Annotated in this window: 25 protein-coding genes; 10 read left to right on the forward strand and 15 right to left on the reverse strand. The window is 63.7% G+C overall.

Going from position 1 to position 25,640, the window contains the following annotated elements:
• Positions 1-5: 5 nt before the first annotated feature.
• Entirely contained in the window at positions 6-758 is a 753-nt protein-coding gene (fliR, locus tag AC0V7N_RS12445) for a flagellar biosynthetic protein FliR (RefSeq protein ID WP_027045516.1), read from the reverse strand.
• Positions 755-2,842 carry a flagellar biosynthesis protein FlhA gene (flhA, locus tag AC0V7N_RS12450; protein WP_027045515.1) on the reverse strand — a complete coding sequence of 696 codons (2,088 nt, stop codon included), beginning with the start codon at positions 2,840-2,842 and terminating at the stop codon, positions 755-757. The genes fliR and flhA overlap by 4 nt, the downstream gene beginning before the upstream one ends.
• A 116-nt stretch (positions 2,843-2,958) precedes the next feature.
• Between flhA and AC0V7N_RS12455 the strand changes: the two genes are divergently transcribed.
• The 9 genes from AC0V7N_RS12455 (at position 2,959) to AC0V7N_RS12495 (ending at position 12,279) form a co-directional block, all read left to right on the forward strand.
• Positions 2,959-3,258 (forward strand): putative quinol monooxygenase, encoded by a 300-nt coding sequence (locus AC0V7N_RS12455; protein WP_475457819.1) that lies wholly within the window; start codon positions 2,959-2,961, stop codon positions 3,256-3,258.
• Between the two features lie 711 nt (positions 3,259-3,969).
• On the forward strand, positions 3,970-5,751 hold the full coding sequence (locus tag AC0V7N_RS12460) for a chloride channel protein (RefSeq protein WP_475457821.1): 1,782 nt from the start codon (positions 3,970-3,972) through the stop codon (positions 5,749-5,751).
• A gap of 165 nt (positions 5,752-5,916) precedes the next feature.
• The gene (locus tag AC0V7N_RS12465) at positions 5,917-6,576 is read left to right on the forward strand and encodes a helix-turn-helix domain-containing protein (RefSeq protein WP_475457824.1); all 660 of its coding nucleotides are present in this window, start codon (positions 5,917-5,919) and stop codon (positions 6,574-6,576) included.
• Positions 6,577-6,615: 39 nt separating this feature from the next.
• The gene (locus tag AC0V7N_RS12470) at positions 6,616-7,692 is read left to right on the forward strand and encodes an extracellular solute-binding protein (RefSeq protein WP_475457826.1); all 1,077 of its coding nucleotides are present in this window, start codon (positions 6,616-6,618) and stop codon (positions 7,690-7,692) included.
• Between the two features lie 22 nt (positions 7,693-7,714).
• The gene (locus AC0V7N_RS12475) at positions 7,715-8,587 is read left to right on the forward strand and encodes an ABC transporter permease (protein ID WP_475457829.1); all 873 of its coding nucleotides are present in this window, start codon (positions 7,715-7,717) and stop codon (positions 8,585-8,587) included.
• On the forward strand, positions 8,587-9,384 hold the full coding sequence (locus AC0V7N_RS12480) for an ABC transporter permease subunit (RefSeq protein ID WP_496627865.1): 798 nt from the start codon (positions 8,587-8,589) through the stop codon (positions 9,382-9,384). The genes AC0V7N_RS12475 and AC0V7N_RS12480 overlap by 1 nt, the downstream gene beginning before the upstream one ends.
• Entirely contained in the window at positions 9,381-10,496 is a 1,116-nt protein-coding gene (locus AC0V7N_RS12485) for an ABC transporter ATP-binding protein (RefSeq protein ID WP_475457832.1), read from the forward strand. Before AC0V7N_RS12480 ends, AC0V7N_RS12485 begins: the two co-directional genes overlap by 4 nt.
• Before the next feature lie 25 nt (positions 10,497-10,521).
• Entirely contained in the window at positions 10,522-11,907 is a 1,386-nt protein-coding gene (locus AC0V7N_RS12490) for an FAD-dependent oxidoreductase (protein WP_496627866.1), read from the forward strand.
• Between the two features lie 3 nt (positions 11,908-11,910).
• Positions 11,911-12,279, forward strand: a complete 369-nt coding sequence (locus tag AC0V7N_RS12495; RefSeq protein ID WP_475457837.1) for a cupin domain-containing protein — start codon at positions 11,911-11,913, stop codon at positions 12,277-12,279.
• Between the two features lie 79 nt (positions 12,280-12,358).
• On the opposite strand, the gene AC0V7N_RS12500 is transcribed toward AC0V7N_RS12495, so the two are convergent.
• Complete coding sequence (locus tag AC0V7N_RS12500; protein WP_475457839.1) at positions 12,359-12,979, reverse strand: hypothetical protein; 621 nt, start codon at positions 12,977-12,979, stop codon at positions 12,359-12,361.
• Between the two features lie 111 nt (positions 12,980-13,090).
• Here AC0V7N_RS12500 and AC0V7N_RS12505 point away from each other — a divergent pair, with 111 nt between their 5' ends.
• On the forward strand, positions 13,091-13,705 hold the full coding sequence (locus tag AC0V7N_RS12505) for a TetR/AcrR family transcriptional regulator (RefSeq protein WP_475457841.1): 615 nt from the start codon (positions 13,091-13,093) through the stop codon (positions 13,703-13,705).
• A 46-nt stretch (positions 13,706-13,751) separates the two neighbouring features.
• Here the strand turns inward: AC0V7N_RS12505 and AC0V7N_RS12510 are convergent, their stop codons facing one another.
• The 12 genes from AC0V7N_RS12510 to fliK form a co-directional block, all read right to left on the reverse strand.
• Positions 13,752-15,395, reverse strand: coding sequence for an MFS transporter (locus AC0V7N_RS12510; protein WP_475457844.1), 1,644 nt, complete (start codon positions 15,393-15,395; stop codon positions 13,752-13,754).
• A 176-nt stretch (positions 15,396-15,571) separates the two neighbouring features.
• On the reverse strand, positions 15,572-17,440 hold the full coding sequence (asnB, locus tag AC0V7N_RS12515; protein WP_475457846.1) for an asparagine synthase (glutamine-hydrolyzing): 1,869 nt from the start codon (positions 17,438-17,440) through the stop codon (positions 15,572-15,574).
• Between the two features lie 174 nt (positions 17,441-17,614).
• The gene (fliQ, locus tag AC0V7N_RS12520; RefSeq protein ID WP_010911298.1) at positions 17,615-17,881 is read right to left on the reverse strand and encodes a flagellar biosynthesis protein FliQ; all 267 of its coding nucleotides are present in this window, start codon (positions 17,879-17,881) and stop codon (positions 17,615-17,617) included.
• Positions 17,882-17,894: 13 nt separating this feature from the next.
• Entirely contained in the window at positions 17,895-18,302 is a 408-nt protein-coding gene (gene flgD / locus AC0V7N_RS12525; RefSeq protein ID WP_027060064.1) for a flagellar hook assembly protein FlgD, read from the reverse strand.
• Entirely contained in the window at positions 18,302-18,745 is a 444-nt protein-coding gene (flbT, locus tag AC0V7N_RS12530; protein WP_475457849.1) for a flagellar biosynthesis repressor FlbT, read from the reverse strand. The genes flgD and flbT overlap by 1 nt, the downstream gene beginning before the upstream one ends.
• Complete coding sequence (flaF, locus tag AC0V7N_RS12535) at positions 18,742-19,089, reverse strand: flagellar biosynthesis regulator FlaF (RefSeq protein WP_475457852.1); 348 nt, start codon at positions 19,087-19,089, stop codon at positions 18,742-18,744. Before flaF ends, flbT begins: the two co-directional genes overlap by 4 nt.
• A 32-nt stretch (positions 19,090-19,121) precedes the next feature.
• Positions 19,122-20,165: a flagellar hook-associated family protein gene (locus tag AC0V7N_RS12540; protein WP_496627867.1), complete on the reverse strand. Its 1,044-nt coding sequence runs from the start codon at positions 20,163-20,165 to the stop codon at positions 19,122-19,124.
• Positions 20,166-20,168: 3 nt separating this feature from the next.
• The gene (flgK, locus tag AC0V7N_RS12545; protein WP_475457854.1) at positions 20,169-21,623 is read right to left on the reverse strand and encodes a flagellar hook-associated protein FlgK; all 1,455 of its coding nucleotides are present in this window, start codon (positions 21,621-21,623) and stop codon (positions 20,169-20,171) included.
• A 28-nt stretch (positions 21,624-21,651) separates the two neighbouring features.
• Positions 21,652-22,911, reverse strand: a complete 1,260-nt coding sequence (locus AC0V7N_RS12550) for a flagellar hook protein FlgE (protein ID WP_475457856.1) — start codon at positions 22,909-22,911, stop codon at positions 21,652-21,654.
• A 79-nt stretch (positions 22,912-22,990) separates the two neighbouring features.
• Positions 22,991-23,659: a response regulator transcription factor gene (locus tag AC0V7N_RS12555; protein ID WP_010911291.1), complete on the reverse strand. Its 669-nt coding sequence runs from the start codon at positions 23,657-23,659 to the stop codon at positions 22,991-22,993.
• Positions 23,660-23,883: 224 nt separating this feature from the next.
• Complete coding sequence (locus AC0V7N_RS12560; protein ID WP_475460299.1) at positions 23,884-24,471, reverse strand: transglycosylase SLT domain-containing protein; 588 nt, start codon at positions 24,469-24,471, stop codon at positions 23,884-23,886.
• Positions 24,401-25,546 (reverse strand): flagellar hook-length control protein FliK, encoded by a 1,146-nt coding sequence (gene fliK, locus AC0V7N_RS12565; protein WP_475457858.1) that lies wholly within the window; start codon positions 25,544-25,546, stop codon positions 24,401-24,403. Before fliK ends, AC0V7N_RS12560 begins: the two co-directional genes overlap by 71 nt.
• Positions 25,547-25,640: the final 94 nt, after the last annotated feature.

Below are 25,640 nucleotides of genomic sequence, written 5' to 3' on the forward strand. Positions count from 1 at the left end.
TCATTTCACCTCGCCAAAGTCAGGTCGACGAAGCCGTCGACGAACAGCGACAGCATGGTGCCGATGGCGAAATAGAAGATGATCATGCCGCCGGCGATGACGAAGGGCTGGGAGATGAAATAGATCGGGATCTGCGGGGTCAGCTTGTTGACGAAGCCGATCGTCAGATTGACCAGAATGGCATAGGCGACAAACGGGCTGCCGAGGCGGATGACCAGGAAGAAGGTGTCCGACACGGTGTCGGTGATGTCGACGAGCGCGGCCTGCGGGTTGAAGAAGATGTTGACCGGCGCGACAGTGTAGGACGCCACCAGGGCGCGGACGATCTCGTGGTCGAAATCGAAGACGAACAGCATCAACAGCGCCGAGAACGAGATGATGGCGGCGAGCGCCGCCTGCGGTTCCGGCTCCTCGATCGCCGGCCCGCCCGAGCCGCCATAGCCGATCAGCATGGCAATCGCCGAGCCCATGAAGCGCAGGGCTTCCATGTAAAGCCTGGTCATGGCGCCGATCAGCCCGCCGACCAGAAGTTCCGAGATGATCATCGGCACCAGGATCTGCGGGCGCGGATCGACGAAGGGAATGATGCGGTCCCACAGGAAGGCGAGCAGGCCGCCGGTGGCGGCGACCGCCACGAACAGCCTGACCTGCACCGGCACGCGGGCGCTGGACAGGCCCGGCATCAGCATGAAGCAGGCGCCGATGCGGCAGAAGGCGAGGAACGCCGCGATGACGACGCTCTGCGAAAGAACGCTCACGATATGGTCCCGAGCACCCTGATCTCGACGCCCTTGGCGATTTCGACATGGGAGAGCACCGGCAGCGTGGTGAACAGGCGCTCGATGATCATGCGTACATAGGGGCGGGCGTCGGGCGCGGTGACGAGGACGAAACGCTCGCCGGCTTCGAGGAATTTCTTGATCGCCTTGGTGGCGTCCTGGCCGAATTCCTCGAGCTGGCGCGGATCGATGTCGAACTCGCGCACCTCGCCCTTGGCGTCGCGCTTGAGGCTCTGGTGGAAGGCAAGGTCCCAGCGGTTGCCGAGGCGGAGCACCTTGAGCACGCCTCCTTCGGAGAGGTCGCCGCAGATCTGCTGCGCCATGCGGATGCGGACATGCTCGACGATCTGCTCGGTGCGGCGCACATGCGGCGCGATCTCGGCGATGGCTTCGATGATCAGGTGCAGATTGCGGATCGAGACGCGCTCGGCGAGCAGCAGCTTCAGCACCGCCTGCAGGCCGGGATAGGAGATGTGCGTGGTGCAGATCTCGTCGGCGAGCTTGCGGTATTCCTGGTCCTGGCGTTCGAGCAGCGCCTTCATGTCCTTGTAGGACAGAAGCTGCGGCAGGTTGTTGCGGATCACCTCGGAGAGATGGGTGAGCAGCACCGACATGTTGTCGGCGAAGGTGTAGTTCTCGCGCTTCAAATCCTCGGCGAAGGTTTCCATGACGGAATAGGCGCGCATGCCGAAGGCCGGCTCGCGGATCTCCTCGCCCGGGATTTCGGGCACGTCGCGGCTGCCGAGCAGCACCATGATCTCGCCGACGCGCATCGAATATTCGGCGACCACCGTGCCATGCACCTTGATCTGATAGCTCTTCGGCGGGATGGCGAAATCGTCGGCAACACGCACTTCCGGCACGACGAAGCCGTATTGCTGGGCGAATTTCTTGCGCATCTTGGCCATGCGGAAGACCAGTTCCTGATGCGAGACCAGCAGCCGGGTCGACAGCTGCTTGCCGATCAGAAGTTCGATCTCGGCGGTGGCGAGCGACGCCTTGACCGAGTTCTTTTCCTCCTCGACCTTGGTCGCCTTCTCCTGGGTCTTCAACGCTTCGGCCGCGGCGAGGACGCGGTTGGCGCGCATCGGGATGATGTAGCCGAGAGCGGCCATGCCGCCGGCCAGCGCAAAGAAGGGGAACAGCGGCAGGCCGGGCATCAGGCCGAGCAGCACCAGCAGCGCCGCCGCCACGTAAAGCGCGCGCGGATGGGCGCCGAGCTGGCCGAACACGGCCTGGTTGGTCGAGCCGCGGGTGCCGCCCTTGGACACCAGCAGGCCGGCGGCGAGCGAGACGATCAGCGCCGGGATCTGGGTGACGAGGCCGTCGCCGACGGACAGCTTGATGAACACGTCGGCGGCCTCGCCCATGCCCATGCCGTGCCTGATATAGCCGATGGCGATGCCGCCGACGATGTTGATGGCGGTGATGATGAGGCCGGCGATGGCGTCGCCGCGCACGAATTTCGAGGCACCGTCCATCGAGCCGAAGAAGGAGCTCTCTTCTTCCAGTTCGCGGCGGCGCAACTGCGCGGTCTTGTCGTCGATCATGCCGGCGGAGAGATCGGCGTCGATCGACATCTGCTTGCCGGGAATGGCATCGAGGGTGAAGCGGGCGCCGACTTCGGCGATACGCGTGGCGCCCTTGGTGATGACGATGAAGTTCACCACGATCAGGATCATGAAGACGATGAGGCCGATGACGAAGTCGCTGGCCATCACCAGCTTGGAGAAGCCGGCAATGACGTAGCCGGCGGCGTGCGTGCCCTCATTGCCGTGCGACAGGATCATGCGCGTGGTGGCGATGTTGAGGGATAGCCTAAGCATGGTGGCGATCAGCAGCACGGTCGGGAACGAGGAGAAATCGAGCGGCCGCTGGATCCACAGCGCCACCATCAGGATCAGCACCGACAGCGCGATCGAGAAGGCGAGACCGATGTCGATGAGGAAGGCCGGAATCGGCAGGAACAGCACGGCCAGGATGATGACGATGCCGAGCGCGAAAAAGACATCGCGGCCATTCTTGGCCACCGCGCCGGGCTGGATGCTTTCGCTGATCGCCATTCTCTTCCTCGAACCATAGGTTGCCGCACATAGGACAGCCCGGCGAGGGTAGCTGGCCAAGCTTGCGCGAGGGTGGGAAAGTGGCTGGACTTGATGTCGCGAAGGAAGGGAAACCCATGCTCCTGATCATTGGCACGATCCGCTTGCCGCCCGACAGGTTCGAGGAGGCAAGGCCGGTGATGGAACGCATGGTTTCAGGCAGCCGCGCCGAGGATGGCTGCCTGGAATATTCCTATGCACGCGATGTGCTCGACGCCGGGCTGATCCGGGTCACCGAGGTGTGGCGCGACAAAGCGGCGCTTGAAGCGCCTTTCCGCTCGCCGCACATTGCTGACTGGCGCGCGAGTTGGCCGGCGCTTGGCATCGGCGAGCGCAATCTTGTGCTCTATGAAGCCGGTGAGCCCACGCCGACCTGATCGGCTGCGGCTCCGGGTCTGCCGAGCCGCATCGGTGCCTTCCAGAAACCACAACGAAGTCTAGACCCGCCGGCTTCGCGCGGCGCTCGTCAGATCAATTCCGCTGCTCTCCGAGAGGCCTAGCAGGCGTTGACCTGTCTGCAGGACCAACCTCCGCCATCCGTATCGTGGCAATCTTCATAGCTGCCATAACACATGTTGGTTGAATTACGGTACCAGGGATAACCACCAGGACAGCAGACGTCCTGCTGCGCAAGCTGAAGAGATCCTTCTGTCGGCCGGCTCTGTTGTTCCGCATTGCCACCGAGCAAAAGAGACATCGAGTATGAAATATCCTGCTTAACTGGCATATCTATGCTCGAGCTGCTCATTGCAGACGAGCTCAAAAAAATCGTGCAAGCAGCTAACGAAAAAAACCCCCGCGCACTCATGTTCTCCTCCTTGAGGGAATATAGAGACTGGCTAAAATACCATTTTTCAGGCGCTACGTCGATTGCGCGGGCGAGCGGGAGCAGGCCATCGCTACGAAATCCGGTGCCGGTTTCGGATGACCGGCTCACTTATGCCTTTTGGGCTCCGGGATTGATCAAAAGAAGCCTCTAAGCCGTTCGAAAACGATCCTCGCAGGGGTAGCCGGTATTGCGGTTGCCATGCGGTATCCCCAGGCGTATCAGCCTTCCACGTCCCTTTCGATATCGGCGAGCCGCCCCGGTGCTTTCCAAAAACCAACCACAAGTCTACGCCCGCCGGCTGCGCGCGGTGCTTTTGAGGTCTATTCCGCTGCTCGAGGCGCGCGGCATCGCCGTCGTCATCCTGGCCGGCGTCGTCGGGGTCATGGCAGGTATACTGGTCACGGCGATGAGCCAGATCGTGCAGGATCTGCATGGGCTCCTGTTCGGCGTTCAGCCCGGCGGCCGGCTTTCCGGCATGTTCTCGCTCGCCAGTCCGGTGCAGGCGCTGATACCGGCGGTCGGTGGCGCCTTGCTCGGGCTCAGCGTGATCTGGCTGCGGTTGCGTAAATTCCGTACCCCAGTCGATCCGATCGAAGCCAACGCGCTCTATGGCGGGCGCATGTCGCTGACCGACACATTCATCATCGCCGGCCAGACGATGATCTCCAGCGGCTTCGGCGCCTCGGTCGGACTGGAAGCCGGCTACACGCAGGTCGGATCCGGCCTGGCATCGCGGCTGGCGCGCATCTTCAGGCTGCGCCGCAACGATGTCCGCATCCTGGTCGGCTGCGGTGCGGCCGGCGCTATCGCCGCCGCCTTCGATGCGCCGCTGACCGGCGCCTTCTACGGTTTCGAACTGGTCATCGGCATCTACTCGGTCGCCAATGTCGCGCCGGTGATGACGGCCGCGATCTCAGCCTCGCTGACGGCGGAGATGTTCGGCGGCGTGCCGTTTCCGCTGGAGCTTTCAGGGCTGCCGGCGCTGACGCCCAGCCAGTACGTGCCGTTCCTGCTGCTCGGGCTGCTGGGCGGTGCGGCTTCGATCGCCATCATGCAGTTGGTGACGCTGATCGAACGCGGTTTCAACAGGCTGTCGATCGATACCTCGCTGCGCCCCGTCATCGGCGGCGTCCTCGTCGGCCTGCTCGGGCTGATCACGCCGCAGGTCCTGTCCAGCGGCCATGGCGCGCTGCATCGCGAATTCGCCATGAATTATGGGCTGGCTGTTGTCGCGAGTGTCTTCGTGCTCAAGCTCGCGGCGTCGGCCATCTCGCTCGGCTCCGGCTTTCGCGGCGGCTTGTTCTTCGCTTCGTTGTTCCTCGGTGCGCTGCTCGGCAAGGCATTCGCCGACGTGATGGCGCTGGTCTCGCCGGCGACCGGCATCGACCCTTCGGTCGCCGCCGTCGTCGGCATGACCTCGCTTGCCGTCGGCGTCGTCGGCGGCCCGCTGACGATGACCTTCCTGGCACTGGAATCGACACGCGACCTGACGCTCACCGGCGTCGTTCTGGCCGCCTCGATCATGGCGGCGATCCTGGTGCGCGAAACCTTCGGCTATTCGTTCTCGACATGGCGCTTCCATCTGCGTGGTGAAACCATCCGCAGCGCCCACGATGTCGGCTGGATGCGCAGCCTCACCGTCGGCTCGATGATGCGCAAGGACATCAAGACCATCGATGCCTCGACGACGCTGGCCGCCTTCCGCAAGCAAATCCCGCTCGGCTCCGCCCAGCGCGTCATCGCCGTCGATCCGGGCGATCAGTATGTCGGTGTGCTGATCGTGGCCGAACTGCACAGCGATCCCGCCGGCGGCGAGGTGCCGGTGCGCGATCTCGCCCAGTACAAGGATGCCGTCCTGGTGCCCAGCATGAACGTGCAGACCGCCGCCGAGACGTTCCAGCGCGCCGGCGCCGAAGAACTGGCGGTGGTCGAGGATTTCACCGACCACATTGTGCTCGGACTGCTGACCGAGGGCCATCTGATGCGGCGCTATGCCGAAGAACTCGAAAAGGCGCGCCGGGACCTGTCGGGCGAGGGGTAGGGCGCCCTGCGCATCTCCTTGTCGACCGGCACGCACGTTCTCCCGCGAAAACACCTTCCGATTTGAGCAAGCCTGGCCCGAATATCGGTGCGCTCCTGACATCATGCGTGGCTTGCCAATTGTACAGTGCCACTGTACAACATGTTAAGTGAGGTGGAAGACCGCATGAGCAAGGGGTCCGACAAGACTTCGGTAAAGACGGGCGACGTATCGGCCGCGACGCATGCCCATCAGGTGCTGGGCATGCGGCTCAAGAGCCTTCGTCTCGCCCGCAGGCTGTCCTTGCGGGAGCTTGCGGAAGCGACCGGAACGAGCGCCAGTTTCATCAGCCAGCTTGAACGCGGCCTGACCGGCGCCAGCACCGCCTCGCTCAACCAGATGGCTTCGGCGCTTGGCGTCAGCGTCGCCATGCTGTTCGAGGAAAGCACAGCGCAAAACCATGGCGTTCTAAGACGCAGCGAACGGCCGAGCCTGCCGCCCAGCGACGGCTGCCGCAAGATGCTGTTGTCGCGCCCGCCGCTGAGCGACATGGAAGTCTATGTCGGGGAATTCGACATTGGCGGTTCGACCGGGCCCGATCGCTACACCCACGGCGACGCGCACGAGATGCTCGTCGTGCTGCGCGGCATCGTCGAGGTCTCGCTCGGCGAGGCGCGCCACGTGCTCGAGGAGGGCGACAGCATCGAATACACGACCTCGACACCGCATCGCTCCGAGAACATCGGCAGTGGCCGAGCCGAAGTGATGTGGATCATCGCGCCGCCGACCTCGGTGCGCGCCGAACTCGATCAATACACGGCCTGGAAACCGCTCGCGGCCAGGTAGGTCCAATCCAATGCGGGCATCAATGGGAGAATGACAATCATGCAGAAAACAAAAGCTTTGTATCTCAGCGCCGTGATGGCGCTTGGCGTGCTGGCAACCGCGGCGTTCGCGCAGGAAAAGCCGGTCGCAGGCGAGGTCAAGGAAGGGTCGCTGAAGGGCAAGACGCTGACGTTTGTCTCCTATGGCGGCATCTACCAGGACGGCCAGGCGGCCGCGCTGAAGGAGTTCGTCGACAAGTCCGGCGTCAAGCTGCTCAATGACGGACCGACCGAGATCGCCAAGCTGCAGGCGCAGGTCGAGTCCGGCAATGTAGCCTGGGACGTCGTCGACACCGACGACCTGCCGCCTTACGTCTATTGCGGCAAGCTGTTCCAGAAGCTGGACCTGACGAAGCTCGACGTCTCGAAAATCCCGGAAGGCCAGGTCGGCGAGTGCTCGGTGCCGGCGATGAACTACGGCGTCGTGCTGATGTACAACAAGGAAAAGTACAAGGATAATCCGCCCAAGAGCTGGGCCGACTTCTTCGACACGGCAAAGTTCCCGGGCGTGCGCGGAATCGACGGCTCCGGCAGCCCGACGGGCGGCTTGCTGGAACAGGCGTTCAAGGTTGCCGGCGGCGACCCGAAGGCGATGACGGTGGCCGATATCGACAAGGCTATCGATGTGGTCCGCAAGCTCGGCCCCGATACTATTTTCTGGAAGACGGGTGCTGAATCGCAGCAGCTGGCGGAATCCGGCGAGGCCGACATGCTGATGATGTGGACAGGCCGCGCCATGACCGCGGTCAAGAACGGCGCCAAGTACGCGCCGGCCTGGCAGGACTGGCTGGTGGTGATGGACCAGATGACGATCCCCGTCGGCGTCAAGGATACGGACGCGTCCTACGCGCTGCTCAATGCCTATCTCGGCAAGCACGCACAGGAAGTCCTGGCGGAGCAGACATCCTACACGCCGATCAACAGCGATGCGCAGCCCAAGGTCGACGCTTCCGTGGCTGCCTTCCTGACCAATACTCCGGATCGCCAGAAGCAGGGCTACAAGCAGAACTTCAAGTTCTGGGTTCCGAACTTCGCGGTGGCGCAGGAGAAGTGGTCGGCGTTGATGGCCGGCAACTGAACCAGCGAACGAGAGGCAGATCGTGAGCGCGTCCGAGCTTCCGACCCAACCCACCGCCGATGTGCGGCCGGGGCGGGCATGGCGGCCGTTCGCGCTCACCGCGCCGGCGCTGATCCTACTCGTCGCGGTGATCGGCTATCCGCTGTTCACCATCGTGCTGCGCAGCGTGTCGGAGCCGGAATGGGGCGTGCAGAACTATGCCTGGTTCTTTGGCGCGCCTGTCAACCTCACCGTGCTCCAGCGGACCTTCGCCATCTCGGCCTGGGTCACGCTGGTTTGCGTGATCGCGGCTTACCCCTACGCCTATCTGATGACCGCGGTCGGTCCGCGCGTCCGGCTGGTGCTGGTGCTTTGCGTGCTGATCCCATTCTGGGTGAGTGGGGTGGTTCGCACTCTGTCCTGGGTGATCCTGCTGCAGGATTCGGGCGTTATCAATTCACTGCTGCGCGCGGCCGGGTTTGGTGGCGTCAAGTTGATCCGAACCCAGACCGGCGTGGTGATTGGCATGGCGCAGGTGCTTTTGCCGTTCATGATCCTGCCGCTCTATTCGGTCATGAAAGGCATTGACCTCAGGCTGATGCGCGCGGCGCAAAGCCTTGGCGCGCGACCGTCCCGCGCTTTCTTCACCGTCTATCTGCCGCTGTCTCTGCCGGGGGTCTATGCCGGCGCGATCATCGTCTTCATCCTGGCGCTGGGCTTCTACATCACCCCCGCTTTGCTCGGCGGTCCGCGTTCCACCATGCTGTCGACGCTGGTGCAGACGCAAGTGCTCAGCCTGCTGCAATGGGGCCGCGGCGGCGCGATGGGCGTGGTGCTGCTGGTCGCAACCTTCGTGCTCTTGGCGCTGGCGGCGCCGGTGATGCGCTCCAGGTATCGTGAAGCGGAGCGGCGCTGATGGAGATGAGGCCGTTCACACGCTTGGCTCTGGGCCTAGTCTGCCTGCTGGTGGCCATATGGCTGGTGGCGCCGACGCTGGTCGTGGTGCCGATGTCGTTCAACGAGAACAAGTCGCTGGCGTTTCCGCCGCAGGGCTTCTCCTGGCAGTGGTACCAGAACTTTGCCACCAATCCGGACTGGTCGAACAGCTTCATCAATTCGCTCAAGGTCGCCTCGATCGTGGCGGTGCTGGCGACTGTGCTCGGCACGCTCGCCGCCTTCGGCCTTGACCGCATGAAGGCCGGGCCGGCCAGCCTGCTGCGGATGCTGATGCTGACGCCGATGGTGGTGCCAGGCGTGGTGCTCGCCATCGGCATCTATGCCGTCTATCTCGACACCCATCTCGTCGGAACGCTGCTAGGCTTCGTGCTTGCCCACACCGTCCTTGCGCTTCCCTTCGTGCTGATCGCGGTCTCGGCCAGTCTCGAAGTCTTCGACAGGCGCCTCGAGACGGCGGCGGCGAGCCTCGGCGCGGGCGCGCTGACAACGTTCCGCACGGTGACGCTGCCGCTGATCCTGCCCGGTATGCTGTCCGGCCTGCTCTTTGCCTTCGCCACCTCCTTCGACGAGATCGTCGTGTCGCTGTTCATCACCAACCCCTATCTCAAGACTTTGCCCGTGCAGATATTCTCCTCGATCACCCGCGACGCCGACCCGACGGTTGCCGCCGTCGGCACGATCCTGCTTTGCGCCACCACGATCCTGATCGGCGGCGGCATGCTTCTTCTTGGTCGCGAGCGGAAAGGACGCCAATGAAGCAGGCACAGGAGAGCAAGGGCGCGGCGATCGATCTCGAATCGATCAGCAAGGCCTATGGCGGCTTCAAGGCGCTGGACAGCGTTTCGTTGCGGATCGAGCCAGGCGAGTTCATGACGCTGCTCGGCCCGAGCGGCTCCGGCAAGACCACGACGCTGAATGTCGTGGCCGGCTTCACCGATCTGACCAGCGGCAAGCTGCTGGTCGGCGGCAAGAACGTCGTCGGCGTGCCGGCGCACAAGCGCAACATCGGCGTCGTCTTCCAGCACTACGCGCTGTTCCCGCATATGAGCGTCGGCCGCAACGTCGCCTATCCACTGACGCTGCGCGGCGTCGACCAGGCGGAGCGAAAGGCGCGCGTCGCAAGGGCGCTCGACATGGTCAAGATGGGCGACTTCGCGCATCGTTATCCCAGCGAACTGTCAGGCGGCCAGCAGCAGCGCGTGGCGCTGGCCCGCGCCATCGTCTTCGACCCGCCGCTGTTGCTGATGGATGAGCCGCTCGGCGCGCTCGACAAGAAGCTGCGTGAATGGCTGCAGCTCGAAATCAAACGCATCCATCGCGAGCTCGGAACCACCTTCGTCTATGTGACGCACGACCAGGAGGAGGCGCTGGTGCTGTCGGACCGCATCGCCGTGTTCAATCGCGGGCGGATCGAGCAGGTCGGCAGCGGCCGCGAGCTCTATGATGAACCGGCGACGCTGTTCGTCGGCCGCTTCATCGGCGATTCCACCGTATTGCGCGGCGAGGCGAGAAGCGACGGCGCGAGCACGGCGCTGAGCATCGCCGGCGAGACGGTGACGGCGCCGCGGCGGATCGCCGGCGAGGCCCGTCCGGTCATGCTGCTGCGCCCCGAAAAACTCGCCATCCGCCGACCCGGCCAGGAAGCAGCAGGCACCACCAACCGGCTGCCCGGGACGATTGCGGAAGCCATCTATCTCGGTTCCGGATCGAAATACGAAGTCAGGCTCGCCGACGGCTCCACGGCGGTCGTGCGCTCGCCGCTGACCGGCGACAGCTTTGGCCTTGGCGACAAGGTGGAACTTTGCTTCGACGGTGCCGACGCCAAGCTTCTGGCCGATGACAGCTCGGCCGACGCGACGCTGACCTGATCCCAATCAATTCGAAAGTCATTCCATGCAAGCCAAACGCAACGGCGACATATCGTTCTGGTATGCGGATCTGGGAGGGGTTCCAGCATTCCGGCCACCCTTGCCCGGCGATATCGAAGCCGATGTCGCGATCGTCGGCGCCGGTTATACCGGCCTGTGGACCGCCTACTATCTGAAGAAGGCCAGGCCTTCGCTGCGCATCGCGCTGATCGAGCGCGAGTTTGCCGGTTTTGGCGCTTCGGGCCGCAATGGCGGCTGGCTGTCGGGTGGTTTCTCCTGGTCGCGCGAAAAATATCTCAAGACCTCGAGCCGGCAAGGTGTGAGTGCCATGCAGGCGGCTATGGCGGGCTGCGTCGACGAGGTGATCCGCGTGGCGACCGAAGAAGGCATCGACGCCGATATCCGCCGCGTCGACAATCTGACGCTGGCCACCAATCCCGCGCAGCTCGAACGCGCGCGCGAAGAGTGCGAAACGATCCGCGCCTGGGATGTCGATCCGGACCGCGTCGAAATGCTGGATCAAGCGGCGACGCGGGCGCGCATCAATATCCGCAACGTCATGGGCGGCTTCGTCGTTCACGGCCAGGCGCGGGTGCAGCCGGCCAAGCTGGTGCGCGGTCTTGCCGCCGCCGTCGAGCGGCTGGGCGTACCGATCTACGAAAAGACGACGGTGACGGCCATCGCCAAGGGCAGCGTTGCGACCGACCGCGGCACGGTGCGGGCCGAAACCATCATCCGCGCAACGGAGGGTTTTACAGCAGGCATTCCTGGCGAGGAGCGGACCTGGCTGGCGCTCAACAGCGCGCAGATCGTCACCGAGCCGCTGTCCGAGGAGCTTTGGCGCCAGATCGGCTGGGAAGGGCATGAGCTTCTCGGCAACGCCGCCCACGCTTATTGCTATGCCCAGCGCACGCGCGAGGGGCGCATCACCATGGGTGGGCGCGGTGTGCCCTATCGCTATGGCTCGCGCACCGACGTCAATGGGCAGACGCAGCAGGCGACGATCGACCAGCTGCATCAGATACTGACGACGCTGCTGCCGCAGACGGCGAACTGCCGCATCGACCACGCCTGGTGCGGCGTGCTCGGCGTGCCGCGCGACTGGTGCACGACCGTCGGCCTCGATCCCGCGACCCGCATCGGCTGGGCCGGCGGCTATGTCGGGCTTGGGGTCTCGAGCTCCAATCTTTCGGGACGCACGCTGGCCGACCTGATCCTTGGCCAGGACACGGAATTGACGAAGCTGCCCTGGGTCAACCGCAAGGTCAGGCCATGGGAGCCGGAGCCGTTCCGCTGGCTCGGCGTCCATTCGATGTACCAGCTCTATCGCATCGCTGACGGGCGCGAGGCCGCTGGGCTTGCGCATACATCGAGACTGGCGGCGCTCGCTGACAGCATCACGGGCCACTGATCCATGGAGTCCAATTTGATCGACCTTTCGACTTTCCACGATCTCGCCAAGGCCGATATCGGCACGTTCTCACCCAAGCCGACCTGCATCGAGGGGGATCAGGTCGAGGCCGTGCGCTCGTTCTTCCAGTCGCCGGACGGGACCGTCGACATCGGCATCTGGGAGTGCACGCCCGGCCGCTTCACCGCCGATCGCACAAGTTCGTCGGAGATATGCCACATCATTTCGGGGCGGGTGGAGGTGAGCCGCGCCGACGGCGAGACGCGCGAGCTGGGGCCGGGCGACCTTCTCGTGCTGCCGCAGGGATGGAAGGGCGAATGGCGCATCCGGGAAACCACGCGCAAGCTCTACATGATCCAGAGCACCGGCTGACAGACGGTCGCCGGGCTCAAGTCAGAGCGCGATCGGCCCTTGGCTATCGCCAGGCTGTCGGGCGAGCTTGGTGAGCGGGCTAGCCGGCGGCCGACCGCGTTTTGCCGCCCCACCAGCGAATGGCCATGACGGCGATGAGAACCGCCACATAGGGCCAATAGTAGACGTCGTGGACCGCGCGTTTGCCCTCGGCAATCAGAAATGTCAGCCATATGTCGTAGCTGCCGACGGTGTGAAGGATGCGCCATGCGCGTGGTCCGATCCATGCAGCCGTGCGATCGAAGGACGTCGCCGCCATGGCGATGATGAACAGATAGGCAAGGCCGCCGAAAACGAACATCGCGGTATCCGTGGCGTCATCGAATTGATCCGGACTCGTCTGCGCGAAAACGAACAGGGCGACCGCATGGACGCCATGCGAAAAAGCAAAGGCCAATCCGACTTGGCGCCGATGATGGCGCAGGAACAGTGTGAATGCGCTCGGCAGATGGCGCGCCAGCGCTGATGCCGAAAAAGCGATGCAGAACAGGATCAGCGACATCTGTGCGGTGAGCCGCACGACCTGGCGAACCGCTTCGACCGAGAAATCGCCGCGGAATGCGACAAGCCCTGACAGCGCAAGAATGATCGCGGCCAAAAGCCAGAACAGCCACCAGCGGCTCGTTGCCCTGGTTGCAAGGGGTGGTGCGACGGTGTCCATGAAGCCTCCTGAGCAGAATATGTAATCACTACTTACATTGATTGGTTGCCATTGCAATCCAGAAGTAAGTCGTGCTTGCACCGATCGCCGGATTGTGATGGGGACAGGGGCATGGCGACGCAACGCAAGACCTATCATCACGGCAGTTTGCGGCAGGCGCTGATCGACGCCGCCCTTGCCATTGCCAGGGAGGATGGCGTCGATCAGGTAACGGTGCGTGAAGCCGGCAAGCGGGCCGGCGTGTCGTCAGGAGCGCCGTTCCGGCACTTCCCGACCAAGACCGCGCTGATGACCGCCGTGGCCGAAGAGGCGATGCGCCGGTTCCGTGCCGGGATATCGGTCGAACTCGACAAAGCAGAACAACTGGACCCGCTGTCGCGCTTTCGGGCGCTAGGGGTCGCCTATCTGCGCTGGGTCATCGACAACCCGACGCATTTCGAGATCATCTCGATGCGCCGGGCGATCGATTTCGATGCCTCCGAGACGCTTGTCGGGCTCAATGAAGAAATCCGCGGTCTGATGGTGCGAATGCTGGAGGACGCGCGCGCGGCCGGGCAGTTGCGGAAAACCGATATTGAAGGCGTTCCCCTGCAGGCACGTGCGCTGGTCTACGGTCTCGCCCGCATGTGGATCGATGGTCAGTTTGCCCAGTGGGGTGGTGCGGAGAACGCCGAGGCGCTGATGAAGCAAAGCCTCGATGGTTTTCTCGCCTTGCTGGCAAAATAGGCGGGCCGGCTATTTTGCCGAAGGATCAGTTCAGCCCTGGGCACCATCAGTGCTCGATCGGCCCCTTGGCCATCACCAGCGCGGTGCCTGCGGTGGTCGGGCGCTCGATGACGCGACGCACGCGCGGCGGCTCGTCGCCGCTGTGGAGTGCCCGCAAGCGGTCACCGACCATGGCGTCGGCATGAGTGATGCGGCCATTGTGCCTGACATATTCGAGCCAGGTCGGCGTGTGGTAGTGCTCGATCCATATTGTGGGATTTTCGAGATCGCGCGCCAGCGTCCAGTTGCGGGCGCCGTCTCGGCGGCGGATGCGGCCACGCTCGGCCATGGTGGCGAGGAATTCCGTCTCGTCCTCGTGGCGGATGATGTATTCGATCATGATGGCGATGGGACCGCTGCGCGGCTTCAGGTCGAGCGCCAGATGCGGCTCCTTGAAGCGGTTGAGCGGGTCGAGGTTCAGCACCTGCTGCTGCGGCAGCGGCAGCAAAAGGCCGATGGCACCGCCCGCCAGCATGGTGATGGCGGCCGCGATCAGCGCGGTCTCGGCACCGTGCGCGTCGGCAACGACGCCCCAGATCCAGCTGCCCAGTGCGATGCCGCCGAAGGTGGCTGTCTGATAGACCGACAGCACCCGGCCGACCACCCAGCGCGGCGTCGCCATTTGTACGGTGACGTTGAAGTGCGACAGCGCGATCACCCAGCAGGCGCCGCCGACCAGCAGGCCGAGCGACGTCTGCCAGGCGTGATGGCTGATCGCGGCATTGAAGGCGCAGACCGCGAAGCCGGCGAAGGCACAGCGCACCATCGTCTCGCTGGAGAGCAGTTGCCGCAGCCGTACACTGATCAGCGCGCCGCCGACGGCGCCGATGCCGAAGGCGCCAAGCATGATGCCGTAGGTCAAGGCGTCGCCCTTGACGACATCGCGCGCCACCAGCGGCAGCAGCGCCAGGACGGCGCCGGCGCTGAAGCCGAAGGCCGCCCCCCTGACCAGCACCTTGCCGATGTTGGGCGACATGGCGACATAGCGCAGGCCGGCGCCCATGGCCGCGCCCAGCGATTCGCGCGGCAAGGTCGATACCGGCACGTCGCGCTTCCAGCGCGCCATCACGATGATCAGGCCGATATAGCTGACCGCGTTGGCCGCGAAGGCGGCCGCGGCACCGGCGGCCGCGACGATGATGCCGCCGATCGCCGGACCGACGCTGCGTGTCAGGTTGAAACCCAGGGAGTTCAGCGCAACGGCCGCGGGCACCTTGTTGCGCGGAACCATGTCGCCGACGGACGCCTGCCAGGACGGGCTGTTGAGCGCCGTGCCGCTGTCGATCAGGAAGGTGAAGGCAAGCAGCGTCCAGGGCGTGAGCAGGTGGTAGTAGGTGAACACCGTCAGAAGCACCGAAACGACCAGCATGAAGGTCTGCGCGACCAGCATCACCTTGCGCCGGTCGAAGCTGTCGGCGATGGCGCCGGCGACAAGCGCAAACAGCATGATCGGCAAGGTGGTCGAGGCCTGGACCAGGGCAACCTGATAGGGCGAGGTGGCGATCGTGGTCATCATCCAGGCGGCGCCGACGCCCTGGATCAGGCCACCGAAATTGGAAACGAGACTTGCGGCCCACACCGCGCGGAAAATGCCATGCCGGAAGGGCGCCAGCGCCGAAGCGCCTTCGCTATCCGGTTTCTCGTCAATCATGGATGGGTTCCTGCCACGGCGTGCTGATCCCAGCGGTTTCTCCGCATCGTTTGCCGAAACTATGGCATCGCGCCGCAAAGGGCGAATGTCATGCGAAAAAGATCATGGTCCAACAAGGGGATAGAAGAGGGCCACGCCTGCGTCGGCATCGCGAAATGCCATGCCATTCGTTCTCCTCAGCGAGCATCCCGGACCGCCGCATGCAGCGCGTCGGTGAGGTCTCCGGTGGTCTGACCGCCGGCATGCAGGCGAAGGAAAAGCTCCATGCCGACGAGCCGCAACCGCGACGGCTGGTCCCGCTTTGCCAGCTCGATCAGGTCTTCGACCGAAGCCGCCGGCCACTTCATGACGTCGCGCAGCAAGCCGCCGAGCAGCAGGCCCTCGGTGCCCGTGGTGAAGTTGTTCGATACCTGGAAGCCGTTCTTGCGGGCGTTCACATTCTGAGGCGGAATGTGTTTTTCGGCGACTTTCTTCAACAGCCATTTTCCCTGCTTGTGGCGATATTTGTGCCGCCTCGGCAGATGGATTGCGAAGTCGATCAGCCGGTTTTCGAGGAACGGTACCCTGAGCTCCACCGAGGCCGCCATGCTGAGCCGGTCATGCCTGTTCAACAGGTCCTGCAGATGCGCATACATGTCGTGAAGGCAGCATCCCAGGAAGGCGCGGTCGCTGAGTGATTCCACCGGCTCGAGCCGGTCGAAGATCTTGGTCTGAAGGAAATTCAGTTCCGGCGACAGCGCCCTGAGCACGATGTTGCGGTCCCAGCCATGGCCACCCGCAACCGATGTCCGGAAGGGGGCATGACGCAGGCGCTCGAACCTTCGGGCAAGCCGGGCCCTGGAGCGAAACAGGCGTTGCGGCCATGACCATGGCCGCCACGGTCGCATGCTGGCTTCCTGCCAGTCGTAGCCGCCAAAAAGCTCGTCGGCGCCTTCACCGGTCAACAGCACCTTGATGCCGTCGGCCCGGCACTGCTCGGCAAGCGCCAGCAGGCAGACATGGCTCGCATGCCAGCCATCGCTCTCCAGATGCCAGATGGTTCTTGGCCACAGTTCGAGGAACCGGTCCTTGTCGATGGGAACCCTATTCAGCGGCACGCCGGCATGGCGCGCGGTGCGTGCGGCGTCTTCGGCCTCGCTGTGGCCGATGCGCGGATCGACGACATAGGCTGTCATCTCCGGCCGGAACCGTTTCGCCAGCGTCGTGACGAGACCGGAATCGACGCCGCCGCTGCAAGCCGCGGCCAGCCTGGTATCGGTAATGCAGTGCAGTCCGACGCTGTCTTCGATCAACGCCTCCAGCATCGCCATGTGCTCGGCGTCGCTGGCGGTGTCGCCGGTGATGCGGGCGGCGTCGAGCACATCGAGGACATGCCAGAAACAGCGCTTCTCGATGCCGGCGTCGGTGATCTTCCACAGACCCGCCGGCGGCAGCCGCTCTATGCCCTCGAACAGGCTGGAGCTGGAGTCGCGACTTTGCCAGGCAAGACGCAACGTGATCTCGCGCGCATCGATGCCGCGTGCAACGCCGTCACAGGCAAGGATCGCCTTGTCCTCGGAGGCGAAGAGGATTCTCTCACTCGTCTCGGCCACCGACATCGGCTTGATGCCGAGGCGATCGCGGGCAAGCCAGAGCGCACCGGCCCGCATGTCGAAATAGGCGAGGGAAAACATGCCGTCGAACAGCGGAATGGCCTTGTCCGGACCCCAGTGGTGCAAGGCTTCGAGGACCACTTCGGCATCCGAAACCGTTCGGAACCGCCTGCCTTCAGCCTCAAGCGTCGCGCGCAGTGCCCGGTAATTGTAAACCTCGCCATTGTAGACCAGCACGCCCTTGCCACAGGCGGTGAGCATCGGCTCGCGCGCTTGCGTCGACAAATCGATGATCGAGAGCCGCCGATGACCGAGCGCCAGCCGGCTGTCGTTCCATGTGGCATGGTCGTCCGGACCGCGATGCTCCAGTGCCTGCTTCATGCGGCCGACATCGGCGAGATCGCCGCCCGCGATCGGGTTCCGCTTGCGCCAGACGCCGGCTATGCCGCACATGGTCCGCCGGCCGGTCTGGGTTGGTTCAGGGGTCTGCGAGAAGCCATTGGGACAAAACGATCGCCTGGCCGGGAGTGGCCACACGGCAATCTAACCGGAACCGGGTCGGCCGCAAGCGAACCGCTTTTTTCAAGCAATTGCGGAGTGCACTCGACGCACCTTCCTTCGAAGGGTTCAGAACCCGTTCTGGATGCGCTGGAAGATGACGTTGGTGAAGGCCGATATCTGGCCACCGATGAACGGGCCGGTGAGCGCCACCACCAACATGATGGCGACGATCTTCGGCACGAAGGTCAAGGTGATTTCCTGGATCTGCGTCAGCGCCTGGATGAGGGCGATGCCGATGCCGACCGCCATGGCGACCAGCACCACCGGAGCGGACGCGGTCAGCACCGTCCACACAGCGTACTGGACGATGTCGAGTGCGTCGGCCTCGTTCATGTCGGAGGTTGGCCTAGCTTGCCGGCTTGATCGACACGCCTGCGCCGACGGGAACCTGGGTGCCATCCTGCAGCACTGCGATCAGTCCGCTGCTGGCGAGTGTCACCGAGGCCACTGTTCCGCTGGTCTTGCCGTCGGCCGACGTGATGTTGCGGCCGATAATCGCGTCGGCCTGCGACAGCGCCGACGATGACATGATCTGGTCGAGCTTGGTGTTGGTCTGTACCGATTGCTCGACCTGCGAGAAGGTGGCGAGTTGGGCCACATACGCCGTCGAATCCATCGGCTTGGTTGGATCCTGGTTCTTCATCTCGGCGATCAGAAGCTTCAGGAAGGACTGATAGTCGACCGCCGTCTTCGAGGTCGACGTGGTCGTCGAATTGGCGCCAACCGGTATCGTCGTCGTCATGTCCACGGTCATTAGTAGCGTGCTCCCACGGCCAGCGGGCGCGCGGCGCCCGGAACATCGTCATTGCCGCCAAGCGCGCGGCGTTCGAGAGGATAGAGCGAACGGATCGCCTTCAAAGCCTCGTAGATATGATCCTCGCCGACCATGCGGTCGATCTGTTTCAGCGCGCTGCAGATATCAGCGTCCTCGAAGCTTGCAATGAGCAGCGGCAGCGAGCGGCGGAACATCTCGCGGGCCTCATCAGCGCCGGCCGGGTTGATCAGCATGACCTGCACGATGAAATAGAGCTGCCTCAGCGGCGTCGATGCCTGGTCGGCCTGGAGCACATGGCTTTCGAGCAGGAACTGCACGTCGTTCATCAGCTCGACGGTGACCTTGCGGTCGACGCGGATGACGGCGCCGTTGATGTAGATCTTCTCGTTGGGCTTCAGCGATATCTTCAGCGTGTTGGTCATTGAATGCCGTCGCGGATGATCTGGGACACTTCGATCAGCCCTTCGAAATTGTTGGTGCGGCCCTGGCGGATGTCCTCCGCCTCGCGCAGCAGCCACAGGCCGATGGAGATCAGGTTGGCGCGCAATTCCTTGGGCAGCGCATTGTCGCTGGAGCCGAGATCCTCGACGAAGATGGTCCAGACGCGGTTGGTGAAATTCAGTGCCTCCACCGCCGCCATCGAATCCTGGCCGGCCAACGCTGCCGCCGACAGCATGTCGATCGAGCGGGTCAGAAGCTCGCGCTCACGGTCCTTGGCGTCCGAGACGGAGGTGCTCTGAACGTCGGCGTAGGAGAATTGGTACATCGTTGGCTCTACCGTTCCGATTCAGAGTGCTTTCACTTCAGGTAATTCAACAGGCTGAGCTGCTGCAGCCGTGCCGTCAACGCGAAGGAGTTCTCGATCTGTTGCGTCAGATTGGAGACCCGGGTGGCGGCCTCGGCCGGGTCGACGGCTTCGAGATCGAGGATGTGGCGCTCGAACAGGTCGACCTGCGTCTTCATGCGGTCGGTGGCGTCGGAGACGCGCTTCTGCACGATACCGGTCTGGGACTGGACCTGCGCGATGCCGCTCAGCGATTCGCCGACCATTGTCTGCGTGCGGTTGACGATGGTGTCCTTGGCCGCCTGGCTGATGTTGGTGGACATCAGGCTGGTGACGATGACGGCCGCCATTGCGAGCTTCTTGATGCCGTCGCTGTTGGCGCCAGTGGAGGTCTCGGTGGTTTCGTTGAGCGCGATGCGGCTGACGATCTGCTGGTCAGTGGCATTCGACATGTTGGCCTGCCAACCCGCGCCCATGAACTGCGGTGTGACATCGTTGGTGATGAAATCATCCATCTGGGCCGCGGTGATGTTGGCTGCGAGCGGATCACTGGGCGTGAAGCCGAATTTGGCAACGAAGGAGGCGTCGAAGGCCGCCTTGGCGGGAGAGCCGGCGGCCGTGAAATCGTTGATCGGCTTGACGTCGGTGTTGGTGCCGGCAAACAGATATTCGCCGTTGACGCTGGTGTTGAGGATCGAGCCGAGTTGCTGGATGGTGGTCTTGCCGGCCGATTGGGTCAGGCTCTGCGAGGAGTCCCCCGATGATGCCGATGTCAGGCTGGACAGGAAGGTCTGCGCCACGCTTGAGAGCTGACTGAGCGAGGTTTGGGTCGATGAGAGCCGGGCGGCGACCAGTCCGTTGGAATCGACGATGACGTTGAGCCGGTCGAGGTCGCGCGAGAAGGTCACGGATTGTGCGGTACGCCCGCCAAGCGCCAGGCCGACGTCGGCGACCTTGCCGGTCGAGGATTCCTTCGTGGCTTTGACCAGATCGGACTGCATGCGCATCTGCTGATAGCGCATGGCATTCGTAAGAGCAGCAGTAGAGACTGAAGTCATGGCTTATCCCACCGCGCTGAACAGCGCCGTCATCATGTCGTCAACGGTTTTCATCATCCGGGCTGATGCCTGGTAAGTGTGCTCGAGATCTAGCATCAGCGACATTTCCTGGTCGACATTGACGCCGGTTGCGTTGGACAAGGCCTCAGAGCTGCGCTGCGCCAGGGCTTGCTTGGCATCGGCGGCGGTCGAAGCCTGCTGACGCACGCCCTGCAGCCAGCCGATCGAATTGGCGGCGTAGTCGGCAACGCTGGACGTTGCCGAAATTCCGGCCGCCGGATCGAAAGCCATCGGCTTGTCGAGCTGGTCACCATAGGCAACCAGAAGATTGGAATAGGAAGCCCCGCCAGTGGTGTTGGCGACATAGGTCGCACCGTTGGCACCACCGTCGCGCAGCAATGTCGGGTTGCCGCCGGCGCTGGGATCCATTGCGGCATTGATCTTGATCGTTCCAGCAAGGCCGTTGACGAGCGTGCCCGCGGCCGGCACTGCCGGCGCGCCCGACCAGGTGAACAGGCCGGCGGCGTTGGGCATTGACGGTGCGGTTTCGGCGAAGGCGGTAATCAGGCCGCGCGCGGTCTCGTCGAGCTGGCCCTGCATGGTCGAGGCGACGCCGTCGCGCAATTGCAGCAGGCCGGCGATCGTGCCGCTGGCGGTGGTGTTGCCGCCGGTTCCAGCCGAGACCGGTACATTGTCGATATAGACTGTGTTGCCGGGCGCACCCGCGGCATAGCCCGAGGAGGGGGCGAAGCTGACGGTGCGTGGGATCGTCTCGAACAATGTGGTTCCGTCACCCGTGGTGATGACCATGTCATTGTCGCCACGCGTGAAGGTCGAGACCGGAATGTAGTTGGCGATCTTCTTCAACAATGCGTCGCGCTGGTCGAGCGCATCGGAAACGTCGGTGCCGGAGCGGGTTCCGGACATGACCGCCGTGTTGGCATCCTGGAACTGGTTGAGCAGCGAGTTGAGGTCCTTGACGGCCGTATCGATCTGGCCGTCGGTCTGGGTACGAAAATCCTGAATGGCCTTGGAGCCATCGTTCAGGGAGCGCACGACCTGCTTGGCCGCGTCGATGACGCTCGAGCCGAGATTCTGGTTGGACGGCGAAGTGGCGTAGAGCTGCAGCGCCTGCTGCAGATTGCCGATCGCGGTCGAGGGCGATGACGCATTGTCGACGCCATTCACCGAAACGTCGAGCTGATCCATGCCGCTGTAGAGCGCGCTCTGGCCGGCGTAGGCGGACAGAGCGCCGAGGTTCTGACGGAACAGCAGGTCGTTGGTCGCGCGCTGGATATCAACCGAACGCGCGCCGGGCGTCGTGCTGGTGACCAGCGCGATGCGGCGCGAATAGTCCGGGTTGTTGGCGTCTGCCACGTTGCGGGTGACAACGCTTGTCTGCCGTGAGGTGGCCAGAAGCGCCGATTGGGCGATGCTTAGTGCGGAGGAAAGCGACATGCTGGTCTTTCACGGGCGGCGCCCGGGTTTATCTCTTCAGGTTAACAAGGACGTCCATCAGGTCGGAACCTGTCTGAAAGACTTTGGAGTTGGCGGTGTAGCTGCGCTGCGCGGCGATCATGTCGGTGAGTTCCGTGGCGATATCGACGTTGGAATTCTCGAGCGCGCCGGAGATGATCGAACCGGCCTTGCCCTCATTGGCAAAGCCGACACGGACCGCGCCGGAGTCAGTTCCTTGCGCGTAGACATTGCCCGGCAGCGCCTTGAGCTGGTCGGGGCTCTGCACATCGGCCAGCGGAATCTTGTAGAGCGGCTTGGAGGTGCCGTCCTTGTACTGGGCGTAGATGGTACCGTCCTTGCTGATCTGGATCTTGTCGATGGTGCTCGGCGCGTTGCCGTTGACCTGGGCGTCGGAAACGGTGAAGCCGGTGCCGAGCTGGGTCAGCTTCGACAGGTCGAGATTGAGGCCAGCGCCACCCGGCACGGTGAACGTTATGCCTGTGGGCGTGCCGGTCAGCTTGCCGGTCGTGGTGTCGAAGGTCAGGTTGGCCGAGCCGAGTGCACCGCCGGCGGCGTAGGGGAAGCCGGTTCCAGCCGTCGCTTTGGACTGATCGAAGACCGCCACTTCCCAGGTGCCGGCACCGGTGTTGGTGAAATAGACGTCGAGTAGCTTCTTGTTGCCGAGGTTATCATAGGCGACCATCGACGACTTCGAAGTGTATTGCGCGCCTGCCGAGTTGGTGGAGGGCAGGTTGCCGGCGGCGACCGGTGTCGCGCCCGCCGGCAGATTTCCGCTGTAGGTTCCCGTGGTGCTCGGCGTTGCGGTCAATCCCTGATCAGAGATGACGACCGGCTCCAGACCTTCGAAGCCGTTCACCGTCGCTGCCGGCGTGCCATTGGCGTAGCTGTAGGCCATCAGCTGGAAGCCGGCCGCGTTGACCAGCCTGCCCTGTGCGTCGGGAACGAAGGCGCCGGCGCGGGTCAGGAAAGGCGTGCCGCTCGGATTCTGAACGACGAAGAAGCCATTGCCGTCGACGGCAAGATCCGAGACCGAGGTGGTGTATTGAAGCACGCCCGGATCAGTGACCGCCTGCCGGATTGTCGTGGTGACGCCGCCGGAATTGTAGGCACCACCCGTCGACGGCATGACCAGCGTCGAGAATTCGGCCGAAGACCGCTTGTAACCGGTGGTGTCGGAATTGGCGATGTTGTCGGCTGTCGTCGACAGGCGGTTGGCCTGTGCGTTCATGCCGGAAACGCCGGTCCGCATCATTCCGTAGAGGCTCATCGAAACGTCTCCGCTATGTCCATGCCACTGGCTTTGAGGCTACGCGTCCTGTCTTGCGCGAAGCTGGCGCGGCGCGGCATCAGAACACCAGCCGGTAGCCGAGGAAGCGTTTGGAATCGATCGGGTCGGTGCCCAGCTTCTCGCGCAGTTTCTTGCGCAATTTGCTGATGTGGCTTTCCACCACGTTCTCCTCGACCTCTTCGTCGAAGATGCCGTAGATGGCGTTGAAGACCTGGGTCTTGGTGACGCGGCGGCCGCGGTTGCTCGCCAGATATTCGAGGATGCGGCGTTCGCGGCGCGGCAAGGGCAGCGGCTGGCCATCGATCTCGGGGTCGCGGCCGTCCATGAAGATGCGCATGGCGCCGATCTCGGTGTAGGCGACATCCTCATGGGCACGACGGCGGATGGCGGTAATGCGGGCCAGGATCTCTCTGATGTGGACGGGCTTGCGGATGACGTCGTCGACGCCGCTCTCGAACAACCGCAGCGTGTTTTCCAGCGAATGCTGCTCGCTGAGCGCAATGACCGGAGCGCCGGTGCGGTCGCGGATCTGGCGTGGAGAGATTGCGCCGTCGCGGCAGTCGCCGATCAGGAAGGCCCGCACCGAACGCAGATCGGTGTCGGCGGCCGAGTTCACCCACTCGCCGAATTCGCCAGGCGCGAAGCCCGCACAGGCGACGCCCTCGCGATCAAAAAGTGAATTGTATCCCTCAGTTACGAGCTCTCGCTCGTCAACGATCACGATCATCGGCCCCGCCTTCCGAATCAGCACATCTGCCCCGTGGGAAAAGGCGTAACCGCTGGCGGGAAACCTGAACAACCGTCATTTCTTGTAACTAGTTTCTTGGGAGTCTGGAATCGCACCGGTTGCATTAGCGTGCAGCCAGATATGCTTTTGGTGGCAAGTTTTGAGCAAGTCAAAACGGCAACCCCAAAGCAGTGCGATTGGCGTATTAGAAGCAGAAAATACGCTTACGGGTTGCAGAAGGTGCGGGCGTTGGTTGTCCACTTGCCGAAGCCGGTGGCAACCATGTTGGCGATCACCCTGCAGACATAGACCTTCTGCGCCGGGTCGTTGTCGGGACCGGCATGATAGCGGGCGACGGCCATCGACCAGGTTTCGTGGCGGGCATGGAGACTGGCCAGGAAACGCGCCGCGTAGTCGACGTTCTGGCGCGGGTCGAGCATGTCCTCGACGCTGCGGAAATGCGAGGAATGATAGTGGTGGTTGATCTGCATGCAGCCGAGATCGATCAGCGTCTTGCCCTCGCGCTGCGCATTGGCGAAGGTGGCAAGCGCCTCGGTCCGGCTCCTCGGGAAGACCGCTTTTCCTTCTATATTCAATGCATTAGGCTGAAGGCTGCCTTTCTTGCCGGTCTCGGTCAGGCCAACGGCATAGAGGATGCCGGCGGGCACGCCGTAGCGGTCGGCGGCGCGCAGGATCTCGGGCTCGCAGGGATTGGTGGCCGCGAGGGCGGCGTTCGCGAGGCTAGATAAACATATCGCCGCCAGTGCGCTCGCGAGATGGCGAAGCGGCGCGGCCGAGTGCTTGCGCGTCATCATGGTTCCCCCTTGCGGACTGCTGGCCCGGTTGCTGGCCGCCGGCTCCACTGTTTCCGCTGCTGGAGTTTCCGGGCTGAAAGGAAGACTGGTCGCGGCCAGGCGCGGCGCTGAGCGAGGCGGTTGCATCCGCCCGGGTTGTAGCCGGAACGGCCACTGACGGTTGCATGATGGTGACCTTATCAACCTCGAAGCCCAGCCCGCGCAGCGACTTGACGATTGCTTCGCTATCACTGGAAAGCCGGCGGTAGGCGTCGTGTGTTTCGGGCTTCAGTTCAATCGAGAGTTGTTCTCCGGAGAGGCGAAGATGGGCCGTGACCATGCCCAGTTCGGCCGGGTGAAGTTCGATCTTCAACACATGTGTCGGAACGGCAACAGAACTGGCCAGCGGAGTGCTGGCGGAGGCTGTCGAAAATGCCTGCTTCGTGCCAACATCGGCCGCTACGGCGTTGATTACGTTGAGCGCTGCCTGACTCATAGGCGCCTGCGGCGGGGCAGGGAAGCTGCGCTCGGAAACCACGTCGACGCGCGCCTGCGCCGAGAGCTGTTTTCCTGGCTCCGACCGCAACGAGGACTGGACGTCGGCGATGGACTTCAGCTGCGGCGCCGCCTGCTTCGGCTCCACGCCCGGCACCTCGGCGGCGGTGGTCTCAGGCAGTAGGGCGGCAGCGATTGCATTGTCACGCCGCGGCGCGCCAGCACCGGCGTCGCGGACGGACTCGAGCTTCGTCAGCGGCCCGTCGACGAGCGATGCCCGCTCTGGCTCCGACATCGGTTCGAGGTCGTCATGTCCGACGCCCGATGTCGCCCGATAGGCCTTCGGCAAAAGCTGCCCGCCGAGCGCCGGTTCCTGTCCGGCTTCGCCTGCGTCGGCCGACTTGGCCGATGTCGAGAAATGGCGCAGATCATGAAACGCCATCAGCAGAGGCAGATGGTCGTCGAGCGGCGTCGCGGCGGCGTCGGTCGCCGGCGTTTCGGTATCGGCGTCCTTGTCCGCCTCGACAGCCTTGCCGTCTTTTGTGGATTTCGCAGCCGTCAATCCGGTCGGCGTGGTCCTCACCTTGCCGGACGGCATCGGTTCGTCCTCGCCTGTCTGTGCCGCAAGGTCGGCGGCAAGTTTGCTCCTGCGCGGGTCGCGCGTCCCGGCCTCGGCCGTCGGCTGTTTTTCC

The organism is Mesorhizobium kamtschaticum, assembly GCF_056174585.1.